This is a genomic window from Pseudomyxococcus flavus (assembly GCF_050038885.1).
GTDB lineage: Bacteria > Myxococcota > Myxococcia > Myxococcales > Myxococcaceae > Myxococcus > Myxococcus flavus.
Window position 1 is genome coordinate 4,107,818 of the sequence record NZ_CP143624.1, and the last position, 17,989, is coordinate 4,125,806.

Here is a 17,989-nt window from a genome sequence, read left to right on the forward strand (position 1 = left end):
TCCATGGGGTTGGCCGTCACGGTGGCCGTGCTGCTCGCGGCCACCCCCACCTTCGTCACCCGCGGCGACGTGACGCCCGAGGCGGCGCTGCGCCGCGAGGCGGAGGCCGCGTGGAAGGCGCTGGAGTCGCGCTATGCGGCGGAGGCCGGCGGCGTCCCCCCGAAGGCGCCGGCCTCCATCGTCCTCCAGAAGGGCGCGGCGCTGACGCCCCAGCGCAACGGCCAGGGGCGGCCCGGGTGGGTGGAGCTGCGGCAGAACACGCCCGGTGTGCTGGATGAGCGGCTGCGGCTGGCGCTGCGGCACGAGCTGGCGCACCAGCTCCTGTGGTGGGCCTGTCCCCAGTCCAGCGAGGACCGGCTCTTCCACGAGGCCTTCGCCGTGGCGGTGAGCGGCGAGCTGCCCGCGTGGAAGGAGGGGCCATACCTCTCATTGTCCCGCGCGGCGTCGGAGCTGGCCGTGGCGCCGGAGGTGGACACGCCCCGGGCCCGCCGCGCGCTGGCGCGGGTGCTGAGTGAGTCCGCGGGCTTCCCTCCGGCCTTGTCGCGCAGGCTGCGGCAGTGCCAGGACGGCGCGCGCTGGGCGTCGCCGCTGTCCATCGACGAGCTGGCGGGTGTCGGCGTGCGCGCGGCCACGCCCGCCGCGGTGGTGGTGAGTCGCCACTCGGGCGAGGTGCTGCTGTCGGAAGGCGACGTGCGGCGCGCGCTGCCCTATGGCTCGGTGCTCAAGCCCTTCCTGTTCGCGGCGGGCGCGGAGCACCCGGTGTTGCCGCCGCGCCCGGGCGTGCAGGAGTGGGCGTGTGGCCCAGGGCTGCCGGCGAAGGTGGACGCGCGCACCGCGCTGCTGCGCTCGTGCAATGGCTACTTCCTGGACTGGGAGGCCCGGGGCTCGGCGCCCAGGGCGTTCGGCGCATGGGGGCCGGTGCTGGGGGCGCTGGGGCTGACGGGCATGCCGGAGGACGTGGCGGACGCCATTGGCCTGCGCTCCACGCTGGCCGTGTCGCCGTGGGGCGTGGCGCAGGCCTATCGGCTGCTGGCGGAGGCCCGGCCGGACGTGGTGGCGCTGCTGGCGGACAACGCGGCGCGCGGCACGCTGTCGGAGCTGCCCGCGTCCAGGGCGCTGGCCGGCGTGGCCACCAAGACGGGCACCGTGCGCGACGCCGCGAGCCGGCCCCAGTTCGGCTGGATTGCCGCCGTGGACGAGGACCTGGTGGCGGTGGTGATGCGTCCTGGCGCCATGCCCCGCCAGTTCGCGGACGAGGTGCCCCGGGTGCTCGCGCGGGCGCGCAAGCAGGCGGGCCTGGACGCCGCGCGTGTGCAGGTGCTGGGGCTGCTTCCCTCCGGAGACGTGGAGGCGCGCTGCCCCGGCGCGGGCTTCACGCTGGAGGACGGCGTGCCGCGTGCGGGCGCGGAGGCCTGGGCGCCATTGGCCTCACTCACGCGGCGCGGCGCGGCGGTGTGTCTGGGCGCGCCCTGGCGCGTGCGCTTCCCAGGAGGCCCGCGAGAGGGACGTGACTACGCGGGCGTCTTCATCACCTCGGTGCCCCCGCCGTACCGGCCACCTCCGGGCGTCCCCACCACGCCCAGCGCGATGAAGGCCCGGCGCGGCTCGGACTTCGTCTTCCGCACCACGCGCCTGCAATACACCGCGGGCGTGGTGGCCGCGGAGGACGTGACGCTGACGGGCGAGGCCCGGATTGCGCTGGCGCGGGTGGTGGCCCACAACGAGCAACACAGCCACAGCCGTCACCCGGGGCGCCCCGTTTGCGACACCACGCACTGTCAGGCCTTCCGCGGCACCGTGCGCGTGCGCTCCGAGGAGGCGAAGGCGCTGGGGCTGGCGCCGCTGAAGTGGCGCCGGTGGCTGACCTTCTCCCAGGGCGGGCAGGAGCCCTGGCGGCAGGAGCGGCCCCGCACGGAGGTGGAGCGGCTCCTGGGGCGCGGGCTGGTGTCGCTGCGCTTCGAGGCGGGACGGGTGAACTACCTGCGCACGCAGACGGAGGGCGACGCGACCTTCGAGTCCGCGCGCTCGCTGCCGTGTGACGTGTTGCGCGCCGGGCTGAAGCTGCCTTCGTGCCCGCGCACGGCGTCCTTCCATGGCGCGTCGCTGGTGTTCGAGGGCCGTGGCCGGGGCCACGGTGAGGGCCTGGATGTCGAGGCCGCCAAGGCCGCGGGCGTTCGCAGCGACGTGTTGCTCGAAAACGCCTATGGGCGGTGAAATCAGGTAGAAACTTTTTAGTGGCTCTATCTGCTTGTTTGGTTTTCAACTGAATTACATGAAATGGTGTCAGGGGCGCGCGTAGAGTGATACGGCCCGTCCGTTCTGGCGGGCCCTCATCCTCAGGAGTGGTCGCCTATGCGCATCACCCGTATCCCCCTGCGCCGGAAGCTGTTCGGCGCATTGTTGTGTTCCGTATCGGTCGCGGCCTGTGGCCCGGCTCCCGAAATGGACCCCACGGGAGAGAAGTCCCCGGAGCTGGGGGCGCAGGAGCAGGACGTCGTCTACGGCACGGACCATCGCACGGACGTCTACGCGTACGCGGCGGGCTCGGCACTGCGTCAGCGGGCCGAGAAGTCCACCGTGGCGCTGATGCGACCGTCGGCCCTCAACACCAGCAACCCCAACAACGTCACCTTCAACGCGTCCACGCTGCAGAGCGCCTACAACCTCTGCTCCACGCAGCGCTTCCTGAGCGACCCGACCCCCGCCTTCTGCTCGGGTACGCTCATCGATGACGACCTGGTGCTCACCGCGGGGCACTGTATCGAAACGGCTTCGGAGTGCGCGAACACGCGCTTCGTCTTCAACTTCTACCGCACGTCCGCCACGACCCTGCAGACGGTGACGACGCAGGACATCTTCGCCTGCCAGTCCATCGTCGCGCACGAGCTGGGGACGGTGAACGGCCGCAACCTGGATTACGCCATCGTCCGGCTGGACCGTCCGGCGACGCCGCGCTTCGAGCCGGCGCCCATCCGTCCGGGCAACACCGCCCTGCCGGTGAACACGGGCGTGTCCGTGATTGGCTCGGGCAGCGGCATCCCGTTCAAGATTGATGACGGCGGCTGGGTGCGCAACAGCCGAGCGTCCACGGTCGACTACTTCGTCGCCAACACGGACACCTTTGGTGGCAACTCGGGCTCGGGTGTCTACGAGAACGACAACTTCACGGTGGCTGGCATCCTCGTCCGTGGCGAGAACGACTACGTCAGCTCGGGCGGCTGCCGTGTCGTGAACCAGTGCACCGACACGGGCTGCCGTGGCGAGGACATCACCTACGTGCGTCCCGCCGTGGATGACTACTGCTCGACCCATGCCAGCATGCGTCTGTGCGGCACCACCGAGCCGCCGCCGCCTCCGCCGCCGCCTCCTCCCCCGCCGCCGGCCCCGAGCAACCCGTTCACCTACTCCGCCAGCAACACCAACAGCGCGCAGCAGAACACCACCGACTACTCCATCGCGATGACGGCGGGCCAGACGCTCACCATCGCGACGTGCGGCCTGACGGGCGCGTCCTTCTCCGGTGACACGTGGCTGCGCCTGCGCAACCCCGCGGGCGTCGAGGTGGCCTCCAACGACGACTCCTGCGGCGGCCGGGGCTCCAGCATCACCTACACCGCCACCACCGACGGTGACTTCGCCATCATCGCGGGCTGCTACTCCACGGGCACCTGCTCCGGCAGCGTCGCCTGGACCCTCTCGGGCGGCAATCCGGACCCGGAGCCCGAACCCAGCACCGGCAGCTTCGAGTTCAGCGCCAGCGGCACCAACAGCGCGCAGCAGAACACCGTCAACCGGGACGTCGCCATCGCCGCGGGCCAGAGCATCGTCGTCACCACCTGTGGCACCGCCACCGGTGACACCTACCTGCGGCTCTTCAACGGCGCCACGCAGGTGGCCTCCAATGACGACGGCTGCGGCAGCGGCCTGGCCTCCAGGCTGACGTACTCCGCGACCACCTCCACCACGCTGCAGATTCGCGCCGGTTGCTATTCCAGCAACAGCTGCAGCGGCACCGTGACGTGGACCATCCAGTAGCGCCGGTTTGATGTGAGGGCGCGGGTGGCATCGCCGCCACCCGCGCCCGTCGCTTCGCCGACAACACCCCAGCGGCCTCTTGTGTCCGCAGGGGCTCGCGTTCCCAGCCGCGGATGCGAGGAGCCTCCGTCGATGCCAGTGATGGCCGCGGAGGACATGGCGCTGACGGGCGAGGACCGGATTGCGCTGGCGTGGGTGGCGGCCACAACGCGCAACACAGCACAGCCGTCACCCGGGGCGCCCCGTCTGCGACACCACGCAGCGTCAGGCCTTGAGCGGCACCGGGTGCGTGTGCTCCGTGGATGAGATGGCCCTGGGCTGGCGCCGCTGAAGTGGCCCCGGTGGCTGATGTCCTCCCAGGGAGGGCAGGAGCCCTGGCGGCAGGAGCGGCCCCGCGCGGAGGTGAAGCGCTTGCTCGGGCGCGGACGGGTGTCGCTGCGCTTCGAGGTGCGACGGGCGAGCTCTCTGCGCACGCAGACGGAGGGCGACGCGACCTTCGAGTCCGCGCGCTCGCTGCCGTGTGACGTGCTGCCCGAAGACGCCCATGGGCAGTGAAATCAGATAATGAATCTTGGATTCTCATATCTGTTTATTCTGTTTGGTGGTGGGTTGCATGAAATGACGTCAAGGGAGCGCGTAGAGTGAGGGTGCCCGTCCGTTCCGGCGGGCTCTCATCCTCAGGAATGGTCGCCTATGCGCATCACCCGTATTCCCCTGCGCCGGAAGCTGTTCGGCGCATTGCTGTGCTCCGTGTCGGTCGCGGCCTGTGGCCCGGCTCCCGAAATGGACCCCACGGGAGAGAAATCCCCGGAGCTGGGGGCACAGGGGCAGGACGTCGTGTACGGCGATGACCACCGCACGGACGTCTACGCCTACACGGCGCACGCCGAGCTGCGCGAGCGGGCCGAGAAGTCCACCGTGGCGCTGATGAGTCCGTCGGACTTCAACACCACCGACCCCAACAACGTCACCTTCAACGCGCCCACGCTGCAGCAGTATTACAACCTCTGCTCCGACCAGCGCTTCCTGAGCGACCCGACGCCTGCCTTCTGCTCAGGCACGCTCATCGATGACGACCTGGTGCTCACCGCGGGGCACTGTATCGAAACGGCTTCGGAGTGCGCGGACACGCGCTTCGTCTTCAACTTCTATCGCACGTCGGCCACGGGGCTGCAGACTGTGACGACGCAGGACATCTTCGCCTGCCAGTCCATCGTCGCGCATGAGCTGGGAACGGTGAATGGCCGCAACCTGGACTTCGCCATCATCCGGCTGGACCGCCCCGCCACGCCACGTTTCGAGCCAGCGCCCATCCGTCCGGGCGACGCCGCCCTGCCGGTGAACACGGGCGTGTCCGTGATTGGCTCGGGCAGCGGCATCCCGTTCAAGATTGACGACGGCGGCTGGGTGCGTGACGCCCGCGCTGGCACGCTGGACTACTTCGTCGCCAACACGGACACCTTCGGTGGCAACTCGGGCTCGGGCGTCTACGAGAACGATACCTTCACCGTGGCTGGCATCCTGGTCCGCGGCGAGAACGACTACGTCACGCAGGGCAGCTGCCGTGTCGTGAACCAGTGCTCCGATACGGGCTGCCGTGGCGAGGACATCACCTACGTGCGTCCCGCCGTGGATAAGTACTGCTCCATCGCGGGCAGCATGCGCCTGTGCGGGCGGGCCGAGCCGCCTCCGCCGCCGGAGAACTCGTTCGACTACAGCGCCACCAACACCAACAGCGCGCAGCAGAACACCACCAACCACGTCATCGCGCTGAGGGCCGGCCAGACGCTCACCGTCGCGACGTGCGGCCTCACGGGGACGCAGTTCACCGGTGACACGTGGCTGCGTCTGCGCAACCCCGCGGGCGTCGAGGTGGGCTCCAATGACGACTCCTGCGGCGGCCGGGGTTCCAGCATCACCTTCACCGCCACCACCACCGGCAACCACGAGGTCCGTGCGGGCTGCTACTCCAGCGGCAGTTGCTCCGGCCGCGTCGTCTGGACCATCACGGGCGGCGAGCCCCAGCCCACTTCCGGCAGCTTCAACTTCGAGGCCAGCAACACCCACGACGCCCGGCAGAATACCGTCAACGAAACCGTCATCATCGACGCGGGTCAACGCATCACCGTGGCCACCTGTGGCGTGGCGGGCGCCAGCTTCGAGGGCAACACCCTCCTGCGGCTCTTCAATGGGAACAAGATGGTGGCCTTCAACAACGACGCTTGCGGAGGGCAGGGCTCCCGCCTGACGTACACCGCGACCACCACGAGAGCCCTGCAGATTCGCGCAGGCTGCGCCTCCTCGAGCAGCTGCCGTGGCACCGTGGTGTGGAACATCGACTAGCACCCGGTTGACGTGAGGGCGCGGGTGGCCTTGCCGCCACCCGCGCCCGGCGCTCCATGCGCAGTACCGACGCATCCCCTCGTTGCTCGCGTTCCCTGACGCGGGATGCGCGCGGAGCACCCGCCACTGCACGGGGTGGCCAGGGAGGGCGTGATGCTGACCGGCGAGGCGCGGATGGCATCGACGTCTGGCCTGAGGCGCCGAAAGTGCTGCCGGGGCGTTGACAGGTGTGGCTGCGATTCAACTCAGGGGAGGGGCGGTGATGTGGAGAGGGATTGGAGGTCAAGGTCGCTCTGTTTGAAAAGGTATACAGGTGTCCAATGGCTGGAAATGGACATTGGAGATTGGTTGTATTTTCGTGGTATGATTGAATTGCATGATTTGGTGTCAGGGCCAGGCGTAGAGTGTTTGCGCCCGTCCCTTCCGGCGGGCGCTCATCGCTAGGAGTGGTCGCCCATGCGCATCACCCGTACCGCCTCTCGCAGAAAGCTGTTCGGCGCGCTGCTGTGTACCCTCTCCGTCGCGGCCTGTGGCCCGGCGCCCGAAGGAGAGCTTCCCGGTGAGAAGTCCCCCGAGACGGGCTCGCAGGAGCAGCCCGTTGTCTATGGCATCGATCACCGCACGGACGTCTACGCCTACACGACGCACGCGGTGCTGCGTGACCGGGCCGAGAAGTCCACGGTGGCGTTGATGAATCCGTCTGACTTCAACGCCAGCAACCCCAACAACGTCACCTTCAACGCGCCCACGCTGCAGAGCGCCTACAACCTCTGCTCCGACCAGCGCTTCCTGGACGACCCGACGCCTGCCTTCTGCTCGGGTACGCTCATCGATGATGACCTGGTGCTCACCGCGGGGCACTGCATCACCAGCGCCTCGGCCTGCGCCAATACGCGCTTCGTCTTCAACTTCTACCGCACGTCCGCCACGACCCTGCAGACGGTGACGACGCAGGACATCTTCTCCTGCCAGTCCATCGTCGCGCGTCAGCAGGGCACGGTGAACGGCCGCAACCTGGACTACGCCGTCGTCCGGCTGGACCGCCCGGCCACGCCGCGCTTCGAGCCGGCGCCCATCCGTCCGGGCAACACCGCCCTGCCGCTGAACACGGGCGTGTCCGTGATTGGCTCGGGCAGCGGCATCCCGTTCAAGATTGACGACGGCGGCTGGGTGCGTGACGCCCGCGCTGGCACGCTGGACTACTTCGTCGCTAACACGGACACCTTTGGTGGCAACTCGGGCTCGGGCGTCTACGAGAACGGCGGCTTCACGGTGGCCGGCATCCTGGTCCGGGGCGTGACGGACTACGTCACCCGGGGCAACTGCCGTGTCGTGAACCAGTGCACCGACACGGGCTGCGGTGGCGAGTCCATCACCTACGTGCGTCCCGCCATCGACGCGTACTGCGCCGTCGCGACCAGCGAGCGGCTGTGCGAGGGCTACGAGCCGCCGCCGCCTCCGCCGCCGGTCGAGACCTTCACCTTCACCGCGTCCAATACCAACAGCGCGCAGCAGAACACCACCAACGTCAACGTGACGCTGGCCGCGGGCCAGACGCTGTCCTTCGGCACCTGCTCCCTGCCGCAGGCCACGGGCACGGGTGACACCTACCTGCGCCTGTTCAACGTGGCGACGAACACCCAGGTGGCGTCCAACGACGACTCCTGCAGCCTGCTGTCCTTCGTGTCGTTCACCGCGCCCACCGCGGGCACGTACCAGATGCGCGTGGGCTGCTTCTCCAGCGGTTCCTGCAGCGGCACGGTGGCCTACACCATCCAGTAACACCGGTTTGACGTGAGGGCGCGGGTGGCCCTGCCGCCACCCGCGCTCGTAGCTTCGCAGACAACACCACCGCATCCCCTTGTTGCCCGCGTGTCCTCGCGTTCCCCGTGGCCTCCCTCTGGAGCCTGGGTGGAGCGCCCCCGGCACGCGCCGTGCTCTGGGCCCCCGCCGGGCCGAGCCCGGAGCCGGTCCCTCAACAAGGACGATGCGTGACATGAATCAGCGGAAACACACGAAACAGCTCGCACGCCAGCTGCGCTGGGCGGGCCTGTCCGCGACGGCGCTGGCGGCCCCCGCGAGCTTCGCGCAGGACTGCCCCAAGCCCACGTTGCAGCAGTGCGTGGATGTCGACTACCGCGCCAGCAGTTGCGGCAGCGTCCACGACGCGTACTGCCAGGGCCTGGTGGAAGAAGAGTGGAAGGCCCGATGGGAGGCGGCTCCCAAGCGCGAGGCGCTGCTCCCCGAGGAGCTAGGAGGCGAGGTGGCGACGGTGGCCTATCAGCCCCACGTGCCGACGAAGACGCGCTTCCAGGGCATGGACCAGAGCATCATGGGCCAGGTGCTCAAGGGGCAGATTCTCTACCGGAAGCGACTGGAGAACCTGTCGAAGGACGAGCAGGCCTACCTGGCGCGGATTCGGGGCTGGGAGAAGAACGGCACCCAGGTGACGTCTTGCCAGGAGTTCGTCGACGAGAAGTACCTCGACTTCAGTCGCTTCGAGCGGGAGGCGGGCCAGTACGGCGATGACTACCGCGCCTTCTTCAAAGGCGCGTACGGCAAGGAAGGCATCGCGTACCGGACGCTCTACAGCCGGGACCAGGAGAAGCTGGCGCCCATCTGGGGCGAGCAGCGCGTGGAGAAGAACGCGTACTTCCGCTTCACGCCCGGCCGCTATCCGAAGGGGACCGACGGCTACGTCTTCACGTCCGAGGCGGCGAAGCTGGCCGACAACGTGGAGGCTCGCAACTGGGCCGTCCCGTCGGACAAGTGGCACGAGGCGCAGAGCGAGAAGCTCAGCCACATCGCGGACGATGTCCTCAATCACTACCAGGTCGAGCAGGAGGCCTTCGCCGCGCTGCTGCGCCAGCGTGACGCCGTCTATGCGGAGTGGGAGCAGGCGTCGAAAATCCTCCGCTCGCGCGACCACCAGACGGAGGAGCTCGACAAGCTGACGGCGAAGCGGCTCTACGGGCTCGACAAGGCCATCGAGGAGGCGCTCGTGAAGGCCCAGAAGGACGGCTGCCTCGATGCCCAGGGGCCCACCGTCTGTGATTGGAGCCCACGCCGCTACAAGACGATGCTGGAGGCCGCCATGGCCCCCCGCCGCGAGGCCGACCTCCAGGCCTGCCTCTTCCTCACGGGCAACGACTTCGGCGCGGAGAGCTTCGTGCGCAACGCGGACAAGCTCAAGGTCAAGGGTCTGGACCAGAAGGACTACACGCTGAGCTCCTCGTTGCTGGCGCATTACCTCGCTGTCTACGGTGCCCATATCCAGGAGTTGCTCGCGCCGCTGGATCCGTCCACGGGCACGGTGCGGCACGGCGGCGAGGCCAGCGACAGCGGCTACGCGGGCGGCGACACCTTCGGCGGCGGCTACAACTACACGGCCGGCTGGGAGTACATCCAGTCAGGCGCGGGGCTGCACGACAAGGGCCTGGGCGCCTGGTGCGACAGCGACGTGCGGCTCTACGGCGAGCTCAACGCCTACGCCAACGTGTTCGGGCCCACGCGCCACGAGATGGTGCACGTGAGCGGCGAGGCGGGAACGGAAGGCAATGGCATCCGCCTCAAGCTGGACACGCGCGTGCTGGGCATCTCCCTCTACAGCCACGACCAGCACTACCCGATGCGCGTCACGTTCTACGAGGGCAGGCCCTTCTTCGGCAGTGATGTCGCGAAGGCCTCCGCGACCTTCGTCGTCGTCTTCGTCCCCGTCACCGTGCAGGGCGGCCTGGCCGCGGAGGCGGGCGTGAAGATGCACATCGGCGGTGCCATCACCCGCAACTGCGCCGAGGACCTGCTGGGCGTGGACCTGTACGGGACCATCACCCCGTTCGCCGCGGTCAAGGGCTTCGCGTCCGTGGGCATCGGGGTTCCGGGGCTCCAGGCGGGCGTGAGGGGAGAGCTGGTCATCACCCGCGCCAACATCCCGCTCTTTGGCGACATCGGCCTCTATCTGAGCTCGCCCGCGCATCCGACGAACCCGAACACGCTCTTCCTGCGGGCCTCCTCGAAGCTCGACATCGAGCTGCGCTTCCTGGACGGCAGCATCAAGCTCTTCGGCGAGCTGGGCCCGCTCCGGGGCGAGACGACCATCGTGAGCTGGAGCGGCTTCGGCAACACCTGGAACGTCTACAACGAGTTCAAGTCACTGCCGCTGGTCCGCGTCTACTAGTTCGTCCGCGTCCTTCCCTGGCTCGCGCCAGCGCGAGCCGGGGAGGCGCCTTGCCGCCGCGGTGTGTCCATACGCAGTCGCGGCGGCCCCTTTTTCCACCTGTCTGGAGTCCTTCATGCGTCGCTCGAGGCTCGCCGTCCGCACGGCCGCGCTGACCACCCTGCTGCTGGCCGGTTCGGTGTCCGTCTGGTCCTACTTCCACCGTGCCGCACCGGAGGCTGTCGCGGCCCCCGCGCCCGTGAGCGCCTCACAACTGCCGCTCTACCGGTGGACCGTGGGCGAGGAGCGCACGTACCACTTCGTCTGGGATGACCTGCAGCGCGTGGCGCTCCCCGTCTCGCAGGACCAGGCGCGTCAGTCGATGGAGGGCATGCTGAAGCTGGAGGGGGAGCTGACGCTCCAGGCCCTGGAGGTCCGCGCGAATGGCGCGCGCGTGCGGATGGCCCTGAAGCGGCTGGAGCGGCACGAGGCGTCGCTCGCCGGCCAGGCGCTCTTCCCAGACGCGGCGTCCATCCAGTCACACCTGCCCGAGACGGCGTCGGCGTGGCTGGAGCTGGATGCCCGGGGCGCGCTGGTGGCCGTCCGATTCTCCGACGCGGAGCCGCCCATGTTCCGCCAGCTCGCGCAGACGCTGGCGACGGAGCTGTTTGCCTCCGACCTGCGGGACGCCGCCGAGTGGAGCGCCGTCGAGTCCACGCAGACGGGGGACGTGGAGGCGCGCTTCCAGTTCGATGACGACGGCGCTCGCCTGACGCGCCGTCGTGCGCGCTACCAATCCCTGCGGGCCGCCGGGACGGCGCCGGCCTTCCAGCAGAAACTGAGCTCCCTCACGCAGTTCGACCGGGACCCGGAGCGGTTCCTGGCCGCCGTGTCCCACGACGAAATCCTGGATGCCACGCACACCGACGGCCGCCCGCTGCTGTCGCGGCGCGTGCGCCTGCGTCTGTCGTTCTCCTCGCGACAGCAGAAGCCGCTGCCGCCGGCCACGGAGGACAAGCCCATCGTCCGCGTTCCCTCGCAGGTGGCCTTCGAGGGCGACGAGGCGCTGGCGTTGAAGACCAGCCAGGCGGACGGGATGAAGGTGGACGAGGTGCTCCGGGTGCTGGCGTCCGCGACCGACCCCAGCGCCATCCCGGAGCTGGGGACCTTCGCGCGGCGGGCCATCGCCGCGCTCGAGCTGGAGCCCCACCGGGCTGGTGAGCTGGGGGCGCTGTTCCGCCAGAAGGGCACCACGCCCGCGATGCGCGAGCTGATGCTGGACCTGCTGGCGGGGGCCGGACACCCGGAGGCCCAGGCCACGCTGCGCGAGCTGATTGCCTCCACGGAGGCCCGCGAGCACCCCGGGGCGCACGCGATGATGGTGCAGCGCGCCGGCTTCCTCCGCGAGCCGGAACCGGAGACAGGCCGGCTGCTCGCGCGGATGAACGCCGAGGCCCGGGCCACGGGCGACGTCGGCATCGAGCGCGCGTCTGCCTACGCCCTGGGCGGCGTCGTCTCTCATCTGCCGGCAGGCAGCCCGGAGGCGTCCGAGCTCCTGCGTCCGCTGGAGGACGCGCTCGCGCGGGCGGATGATGCCGAGTCGCGAGAGCACTCCCTGCGCGCGCTGGGCAACAGTGGCGCGGAGCGCATCATGGACCTGGCCTCGCCGCATCTGCGGGACGACGCGCCCGCCGTGCGTGCCGCCGCTGCCGGTGCCCTGCGCACCGCGCCTCAAGAGGCCGCCACGCGCATGCTGCTGGATGCGCTGGAGGCCGAGTCAGAGCGCGCCGTGCAGAGCGCCGTGCTGGACGCGCTGAACGCCCGCGCCCTGGGGCCGCCGGAGCTGGAGCGGTTGAGCCACTGGGTCGTGGCGGGGCGGCTGGCGCCGGGCGCCGAGGCCGCGCTGCTGAACGTCCTCACGCCTCGGATGGACGACAGCGTCGCCGTCCTCCGGATGCTCCAGGCCCTGTCGACGCGTCCCGGTCAGCAGCCCGCCACCCGGGCCCGCGTCCTGGCGCTGATGGCCCAGGCCTCGGCCCACCGGGGCGGCTGAGTCCCTTCGCTTCAACCCACCCACCGCAGTCGAGGTCCTCATGAAACGCAGTCTCAACGGGCTGTGGCCGCTGGCCCTGCTCGGCTTCTTCCTGGCACAGGCCGCGCACGCGGGCGTCGTGGACGACGTCCGGCGTGGCACGAACATCCGCCTCAACGCCGCGCGCATCCACGTGAGGGGCAATGACTACGCCACCGGCTACTGGTTGCTGCCGAAGGCGGCGAACACGCTGAACCTCAACGTCCCGGCGCGGCAGTTCGGCGTCAACTCGGACCTGGTGCTGCGCCTGCATGGCTCGAGCTCCGGGAACGTCATCACCTGGACCTTCGACGACACGCTGCCGAGCCCCTATTACCTGGGCAGCGCCAACAGCGTGACGCGGGTGAGAGGGACGCTGAAGGCCCTGGCCCGGCAGGTGCGCGGCGCGGACGACCCTTACTGCGACAGCGCCTCCTGCCCGCACAACGTCGAGCTGGTGCTGACGTCCGGCTCCAGCGTCAAGGTGGATGGCTACACGGACATCGTCTTCAAGTTCAACTGGACGGAGGACGTGCACGTGCGCCAGTTCGTCGCCTACGGCGGCGTGCCGCGGCCCCGGCTGTCCTCGATGGCTGTCGTCACGCCCAGCAGCCGCTGCTCGTCTCCGGGGCCGACCGAGCTGTCCGGAGACGTGGTGCTCAGCAGCCCCGCGCCCACCGGTGGCATCCTGGTGGACCTGATGAGCGTGGACGCGCGCGTGGGCGTGCTGCCCGTGCGCGTCCCCGAGGCCCAGCGGACCGCCCGCTTCACGCTGCGCTTGCCTCCGCGCTGGACGGGCCCCACCGTCATCTACGGCGCGTCGGGCGGCGTCCGGAAGAGCGTGAAGGTGAGCGTGCCCCGGTGCATCGCGTGGCCGTTCGCTTTCAACGGCTGGAGCATCCTCGATGCCGTCTACGCTCCCATCCGCCTGCTCAGCGGGGGCTCGGTGGTGGCCCGGTACAAGGAATCGGACGTCCTGCTCACCGCCAAGGGCGAGGCGTACTGGCTGACCGAGGTGCTTCGCGCCGAGCAGGTGCGGGTGGCGGGCGTCAACACGACCGGAGACGTGTTCGGCACCGCGTATTCGTCCAAGGGGCCGAGCGCGTTCCGGCTCCGCGCGGACGACGTGAAGGCGGGCCCCGAGGTGTGGCTGGAGGGCTGGGAGGCCGTGACGGCCAATGCCCACGGCACGCTGCTGGTGCGCAACCCTCAGGAGGACAAGGGGCTCTACCGCGTGGACGAGGTGGGGCCGGCGCTGCTCCCCGCCGTGTCGGAGCTGCACCCCCGGGACATCCTCTTCAACGCGCTGGGCGAGGCGGCGGTGACGCTGGAGACGGAGAAGGGACTCCGCGCCGCGCGCGTCTACGGCAAGGACGTGAAGGTGCTGCTGGATGCCGAGTCCGAAATCACGGCGCTCAGCGACGTGGGGGTGTTCGTGGGCACCGCGCTCGACGAGAACAAGCGCCCGCGCCCCTTCGTTTGGTCGCAGGAGGAGGAGGCCCGGTGGCTGCCCCTTCCCAAGGGCACCGTGTCCGCGAGGGCCGTGGCCATCAACGATGGTGGCTGGGTGCTGGGCACCGCCACCGCCGAGGACGGCAAGACGCAGTCGGCCTTCCTGGCGTCGCCCGACGGCAAGACGGCCCTCCGGCTCGACGACATGCTCCCGGAGGAGCTCAAGAAGGCGCAGTACCGCGTCGTGCAGGCGCTCTCGCTCGCGGATGACTTCGGGGTGCTGGCGCTCGCGGTGGATGGCCAGGGCGAGCGCGTCCACCTGGTGCTCCGTCCATGAGCCGCCCGCCGGTGGACTCCAATTCCTCTCTACGAACAAGGACCTTCCTCGTGAAACCGAACTCTCCCCTGCGGGGGCTGTTGATGTTGTTCATGGCCATCCTGGCGGGCTGCGGAAGCTGCCAGAGCAGCTCCTCGTCGTGTGACCGCAGCCAGTACGGGACTGAAGGCTGCGCCTGCCGGACGGACTCCGCCAGTTGCAACGCCGGGCTGGCCTGCCAGAGCGGCACGTGTGTGCAGTGTGGCAGCGAAGGCGAAGTGTGCTGCGTCAATGCCGCAGTGCCCTTCTGCCATGGCACGCTGGCGTGTGCGATGGAGGCCAGCGGCGAGCGCTGCCGCAACTGCGGCGAGGTGGGTGAGGCCTGCTGCGTGTCGTCGGGGAACAGCCAGTTCTGCCGCTCAAACGCCGTGTGCGTCAGCGGCACCTGCCAGTCCGTGGCGTCGATGACCTGCGACCCGGACGGCGCGGTCTACGCCGTGGGCATCCAGGACGACAAGCTGTGCGCGAAGCGGGTGGTGGAGGTCCGCGCGAGCTCTCCCGCGAACGCCCTGCAGTGCGTCTCCAGCAGCGGCATGCTGGCGGCGGGCGAGGCCGTCTACGAAATCCCCAACACGCCCATCAACGACTACGACGTGTGCCTGGAGTCGGCGAGCGAGGGCCGGCGCACCACGCGCGTGCAGGCGTTCGAGGAGTTCAATGCGCTGCGCTGCGCGCGCTGGACGCGGTGTGGTGACGACGACCCGTGTTCCAGCGCGACGCTGGGCGCCTGCACGCCCTGAAGCAAAGCGGGGGCGGAGCGGGAGGGGGGACGCTCCGCCCCCGTGTCGTGCCCCGGGCAGCGTCAGCACGTGCGGCGCGGGCCGAGCACTCGATGCCGGGCGCCGCTGTTGGCGTTGCGGCCCACCCTTCGGCCCGCCCGACGGCTTCGGGGCGCGGCACCCGGATGCGAGCCGGGGTGAGGCGTGGGCAGTTTCTCCAGCCATGAGGTCACGCCAGGCTCCTTGCTGCGCGGGCGTGCCGCCGTGACGCGCCGTGACGTAGACCCTGGACACAGGGTGTCCTTCATGGTTGTTGGAGGTCAAATCGTATTCCTCTGCTCAACAAGGAACCGACATGCGCCGTTCGCTCGCCTTGCTCCTGCTGTTACTGCTGCCCCTGCCAGCGCTCGCGCTGAACGGAGGGCTGGGGGAGCCACCGGCGGACGTGGACCGCCGCACGCCCATGGCGACGACGGCGGGCTTCCTGGACGCCGCGCATACGCGGGACGCGGCGCGCGCGCCGCATTACCTGTCGTTGTCGCATCTGCCTCCGGAGCAGCAGGCCGAGGAGGGCCTGCGGCTGGCGCGGCGGCTCGTCTTCGTGCTGGACCGGATGCTGTGGCTGGACTTCTCGAACATCAGCCAGAAGCCGGAAGGGGACCCGGCCGACCCCGTCTACGACTCGCTGGGGCAGATTCCGCTGCCGCGGGGCTCGGTCGATATCCGCCTGCAGCGCGTGGAGAGCCCGGACGGGCCTGTCTGGGTCTTCAGCGAGGACACGGTGCGCGCCATCGACACGCTGTTCACGGTGTACGGCTCGCCCGTGCTGGAGAAGCTGCCGCCGCTGCTCTTCGTGCGTCCGCTGTGGGTGCTGGAGCTGTGGCAGTGGCTGGGCCTGGGCGTGCTGCTGGGGGTCGCGTGGCTCGCGGGCCGGCTGATGGAGGCGGTGGTGTTGCGGGTGGGCGCCCGGGCGACGGGCATCACGCAGTCGGGCTGGGATGACCAGTTGGTGGCGGCGGGGAAGGGGCCGCTGCGGCATCCGGTGGCGGCGGTGCTGGTGGCCTCCGGCACGCGGATGTTGCTGCTGCCTCCGCCCGCGCAGCACCTGGTGGATGTGGTCGCGCGCTCGCTCGTCATCGCGTCACTGGCGTGGTTCCTCATGCGCTTCGTGCGGCTGGCCGCGGGCTTCGTGGAGCACCGCGTGGGCACGGAGAACAAGGACGTGGCGCGGGTGCGCGGGCTGCGCACGCAGCTGGCCGTCATGCGCCGGGTCATCGAGTGCACCGTGGTGCTGGTGGCGGGCTCGCTGCTGCTGCTCCAGTTCGAGGCGGTGCGCAACGTGGGCGTGTCGCTGCTGGCCTCCGCGGGCATCGCTGGCCTGGTGCTGGGGCTCGCCGCGCAGAAGTCCATCTCCACGCTGCTGGCGGGCATCCAGCTCTCCATCACCCAGCCGGTGCGCATCGGTGACACCGTCATCGTGGAGGGCGAGTGGGGCTGGGTGGAGGAAATCACCCTCACGTACATCGTCGTGAAGGTGTGGGACCTGCGCCGGCTGGTGGTGCCGATGAGCCACTTCCTCGACAAGCCCTTCCAGAACTGGAGCAAGGTGTCGCCGGACATCATGGGCACGGCGGAAATCTTCGCGGACTTCCGCACCGACGTGCCGGCCGTGCGCGCCGAGCTGCGGCGCATCTGCGAGACGGAGGGCACGGGGCTCTGGGACGGCAAGGTCGCGGGGCTCCAGGTGACGGAGTGCACCGAGCGCACCATCAAGCTGCGCGCGCTGGTGAGCGCGGCGGACTCGGGCAAGGCGTGGGACTTGCGGTGCCTCGTCCGCGAGAAGCTCATCGCCTACCTCCAGAAGCAGCCGCACGGCCTGCCCGTGCTTCGCGCCGAGGCGTCGCACGTGAGCGTCCAGGACGGTGCCGCCGTCACGCTCGGCGTGGTGCCGCTGGCGGGGCCCGCCGGTGCCAACGTCGTGGTGCCCGCCAGGCGCCAGGACTGAAGCCGCATGCCCCTGGGGCCCCACGGGGAGGCGCCGCCGGGCAGGCGGTGTTTGCCGTGAGGGCGCCACGCGCCCCACCTTCGGACATCGCTTCGTCTGGAGGTGGACATGGCTGGAAGGCTTGGCAGTGCGGGCGGCGCGGCGGTCCTGGCGGCCATGCTGGGGGCCGCACCCCTGGCGGGGCTCACCCCGCGCGCGGAAGCGCGCCAGGCGCGTGTGACGCGCGACGTCCTGGCGGAGCGCGACCTGCTCCTGGCGCAGCTCGCTCTCTTCGATGCCAATGCCATCGCGTCGGCGAACCTGGCGCTGGAGAAGTCGAGCAACCCACAGGTGCGCCAGCTCGCCATGCGGATGGTGGATGACCACCGCCAGCACCTCGAGGACTTGAAGCGCTGGGGCGGCTCTCCGTCCATGGACATCGTCGTGGCCGAGCTCACCCAGCCCCGGGGGGAGCAGGGGATGGGGGGCTCTGGCGGCGTGGATGGCGGCGTCGGGCAGAGCATGCCCATGCAACGCGCCGATGCCCGCCTGGAGCGCTCCGTGGGACACGCGCAGCAGCACCTGGACGTGCTGCGTGAGGCGCAGGGGCCCACTTTCGACAAGGTCTTCCTGAAGCGCGTCGTCGAGGACCAGGAGAACGGTCTGCGTCTGGTGAAGCAGGGCCAGGCGACCTACAAGAACGACGGCGCCTTCGCGCTCATGCTCGACAGGACGGGCAACCTCGCCGACCGCTTCCTCCAGCGAGCGCGTGGGCTGCAAGAGTCTTTGGAGTGAACGCGACGTCGTTTCGCAGGGCCTGACCGGTTGACGCGGTGGAGGCGCGACGCCTAAC

General features: G+C 69.9%; 11 protein-coding genes. All 11 read left to right on the top strand.

Annotation, left to right across the window (positions count from 1 at the left end; translation table 11 throughout):
- The first annotated feature begins 3 nt into the window (after nucleotides 1-3).
- The 11 genes from VZL07_RS17265 (at nucleotide 4) to VZL07_RS17315 (ending at nucleotide 17,931) form a co-directional block, all read left to right on the top strand.
- Nucleotides 4-2,214, top strand: a complete 2,211-nt coding sequence (locus VZL07_RS17265) for a hypothetical protein (RefSeq protein ID WP_426756644.1) — start codon at nucleotides 4-6, stop codon at nucleotides 2,212-2,214.
- Nucleotides 2,215-2,352: 138 nt separating this feature from the next.
- Nucleotides 2,353-4,035, top strand: a complete 1,683-nt coding sequence (locus tag VZL07_RS17270; protein ID WP_426756645.1) for a trypsin-like serine protease — start codon at nucleotides 2,353-2,355, stop codon at nucleotides 4,033-4,035.
- A 348-nt stretch (nucleotides 4,036-4,383) separates the two neighbouring features.
- Nucleotides 4,384-4,590, top strand: coding sequence for a hypothetical protein (locus VZL07_RS17275; protein WP_426756646.1), 207 nt, complete (start codon nucleotides 4,384-4,386; stop codon nucleotides 4,588-4,590).
- A gap of 138 nt (nucleotides 4,591-4,728) precedes the next feature.
- Nucleotides 4,729-6,378: a trypsin-like serine peptidase gene (locus VZL07_RS17280; RefSeq protein ID WP_426756647.1), complete on the top strand. Its 1,650-nt coding sequence runs from the start codon at nucleotides 4,729-4,731 to the stop codon at nucleotides 6,376-6,378.
- Nucleotides 6,379-6,834: 456 nt separating this feature from the next.
- Nucleotides 6,835-8,160, top strand: coding sequence for a trypsin-like serine peptidase (locus tag VZL07_RS17285; RefSeq protein WP_426756648.1), 1,326 nt, complete (start codon nucleotides 6,835-6,837; stop codon nucleotides 8,158-8,160).
- Nucleotides 8,161-8,374: 214 nt separating this feature from the next.
- Nucleotides 8,375-10,555, top strand: coding sequence for a hypothetical protein (locus VZL07_RS17290; RefSeq protein ID WP_426756649.1), 2,181 nt, complete (start codon nucleotides 8,375-8,377; stop codon nucleotides 10,553-10,555).
- Nucleotides 10,556-10,670: 115 nt separating this feature from the next.
- A complete protein-coding gene (locus VZL07_RS17295; RefSeq protein WP_426756650.1) occupies nucleotides 10,671-12,587 on the top strand; it encodes a HEAT repeat domain-containing protein in 1,917 nt (638 codons plus the stop codon).
- A 40-nt stretch (nucleotides 12,588-12,627) separates the two neighbouring features.
- Nucleotides 12,628-14,394: a hypothetical protein gene (locus VZL07_RS17300; RefSeq protein ID WP_426756651.1), complete on the top strand. Its 1,767-nt coding sequence runs from the start codon at nucleotides 12,628-12,630 to the stop codon at nucleotides 14,392-14,394.
- Between the two features lie 50 nt (nucleotides 14,395-14,444).
- Entirely contained in the window at nucleotides 14,445-15,173 is a 729-nt protein-coding gene (locus VZL07_RS17305) for a hypothetical protein (protein WP_426756652.1), read from the top strand.
- Nucleotides 15,174-15,507: 334 nt separating this feature from the next.
- On the top strand, nucleotides 15,508-17,157 hold the full coding sequence (locus tag VZL07_RS17310; protein ID WP_426756654.1) for a mechanosensitive ion channel family protein: 1,650 nt from the start codon (nucleotides 15,508-15,510) through the stop codon (nucleotides 17,155-17,157).
- A 108-nt stretch (nucleotides 17,158-17,265) separates the two neighbouring features.
- Entirely contained in the window at nucleotides 17,266-17,931 is a 666-nt protein-coding gene (locus VZL07_RS17315; RefSeq protein ID WP_426756655.1) for a DUF4142 domain-containing protein, read from the top strand.
- Nucleotides 17,932-17,989: the final 58 nt, after the last annotated feature.

Excerpts from the sequence above, each read along its gene's own strand:
- VZL07_RS17265 (WP_426756644.1), top strand. The coding sequence starts at position 4 with ATGGGGTTGGCCGTCACGGTGGCCGTGCTGCTCGCGGCCACCCCCACC.
- VZL07_RS17270 (WP_426756645.1), top strand. The coding sequence starts at position 2,353 with ATGCGCATCACCCGTATCCCCCTGCGCCGGAAGCTGTTCGGCGCATTG.
- VZL07_RS17275 (WP_426756646.1), top strand. The coding sequence starts at position 4,384 with ATGTCCTCCCAGGGAGGGCAGGAGCCCTGGCGGCAGGAGCGGCCCCGC.
- VZL07_RS17280 (WP_426756647.1), top strand. The coding sequence starts at position 4,729 with ATGCGCATCACCCGTATTCCCCTGCGCCGGAAGCTGTTCGGCGCATTG.
- VZL07_RS17285 (WP_426756648.1), top strand. The coding sequence starts at position 6,835 with ATGCGCATCACCCGTACCGCCTCTCGCAGAAAGCTGTTCGGCGCGCTG.
- VZL07_RS17290 (WP_426756649.1), top strand. The coding sequence starts at position 8,375 with ATGAATCAGCGGAAACACACGAAACAGCTCGCACGCCAGCTGCGCTGG.
- VZL07_RS17295 (WP_426756650.1), top strand. The coding sequence starts at position 10,671 with ATGCGTCGCTCGAGGCTCGCCGTCCGCACGGCCGCGCTGACCACCCTG.
- VZL07_RS17300 (WP_426756651.1), top strand. The coding sequence starts at position 12,628 with ATGAAACGCAGTCTCAACGGGCTGTGGCCGCTGGCCCTGCTCGGCTTC.
- VZL07_RS17310 (WP_426756654.1), top strand. The coding sequence starts at position 15,508 with ATGCGCCGTTCGCTCGCCTTGCTCCTGCTGTTACTGCTGCCCCTGCCA.
- VZL07_RS17315 (WP_426756655.1), top strand. The coding sequence starts at position 17,266 with ATGGCTGGAAGGCTTGGCAGTGCGGGCGGCGCGGCGGTCCTGGCGGCC.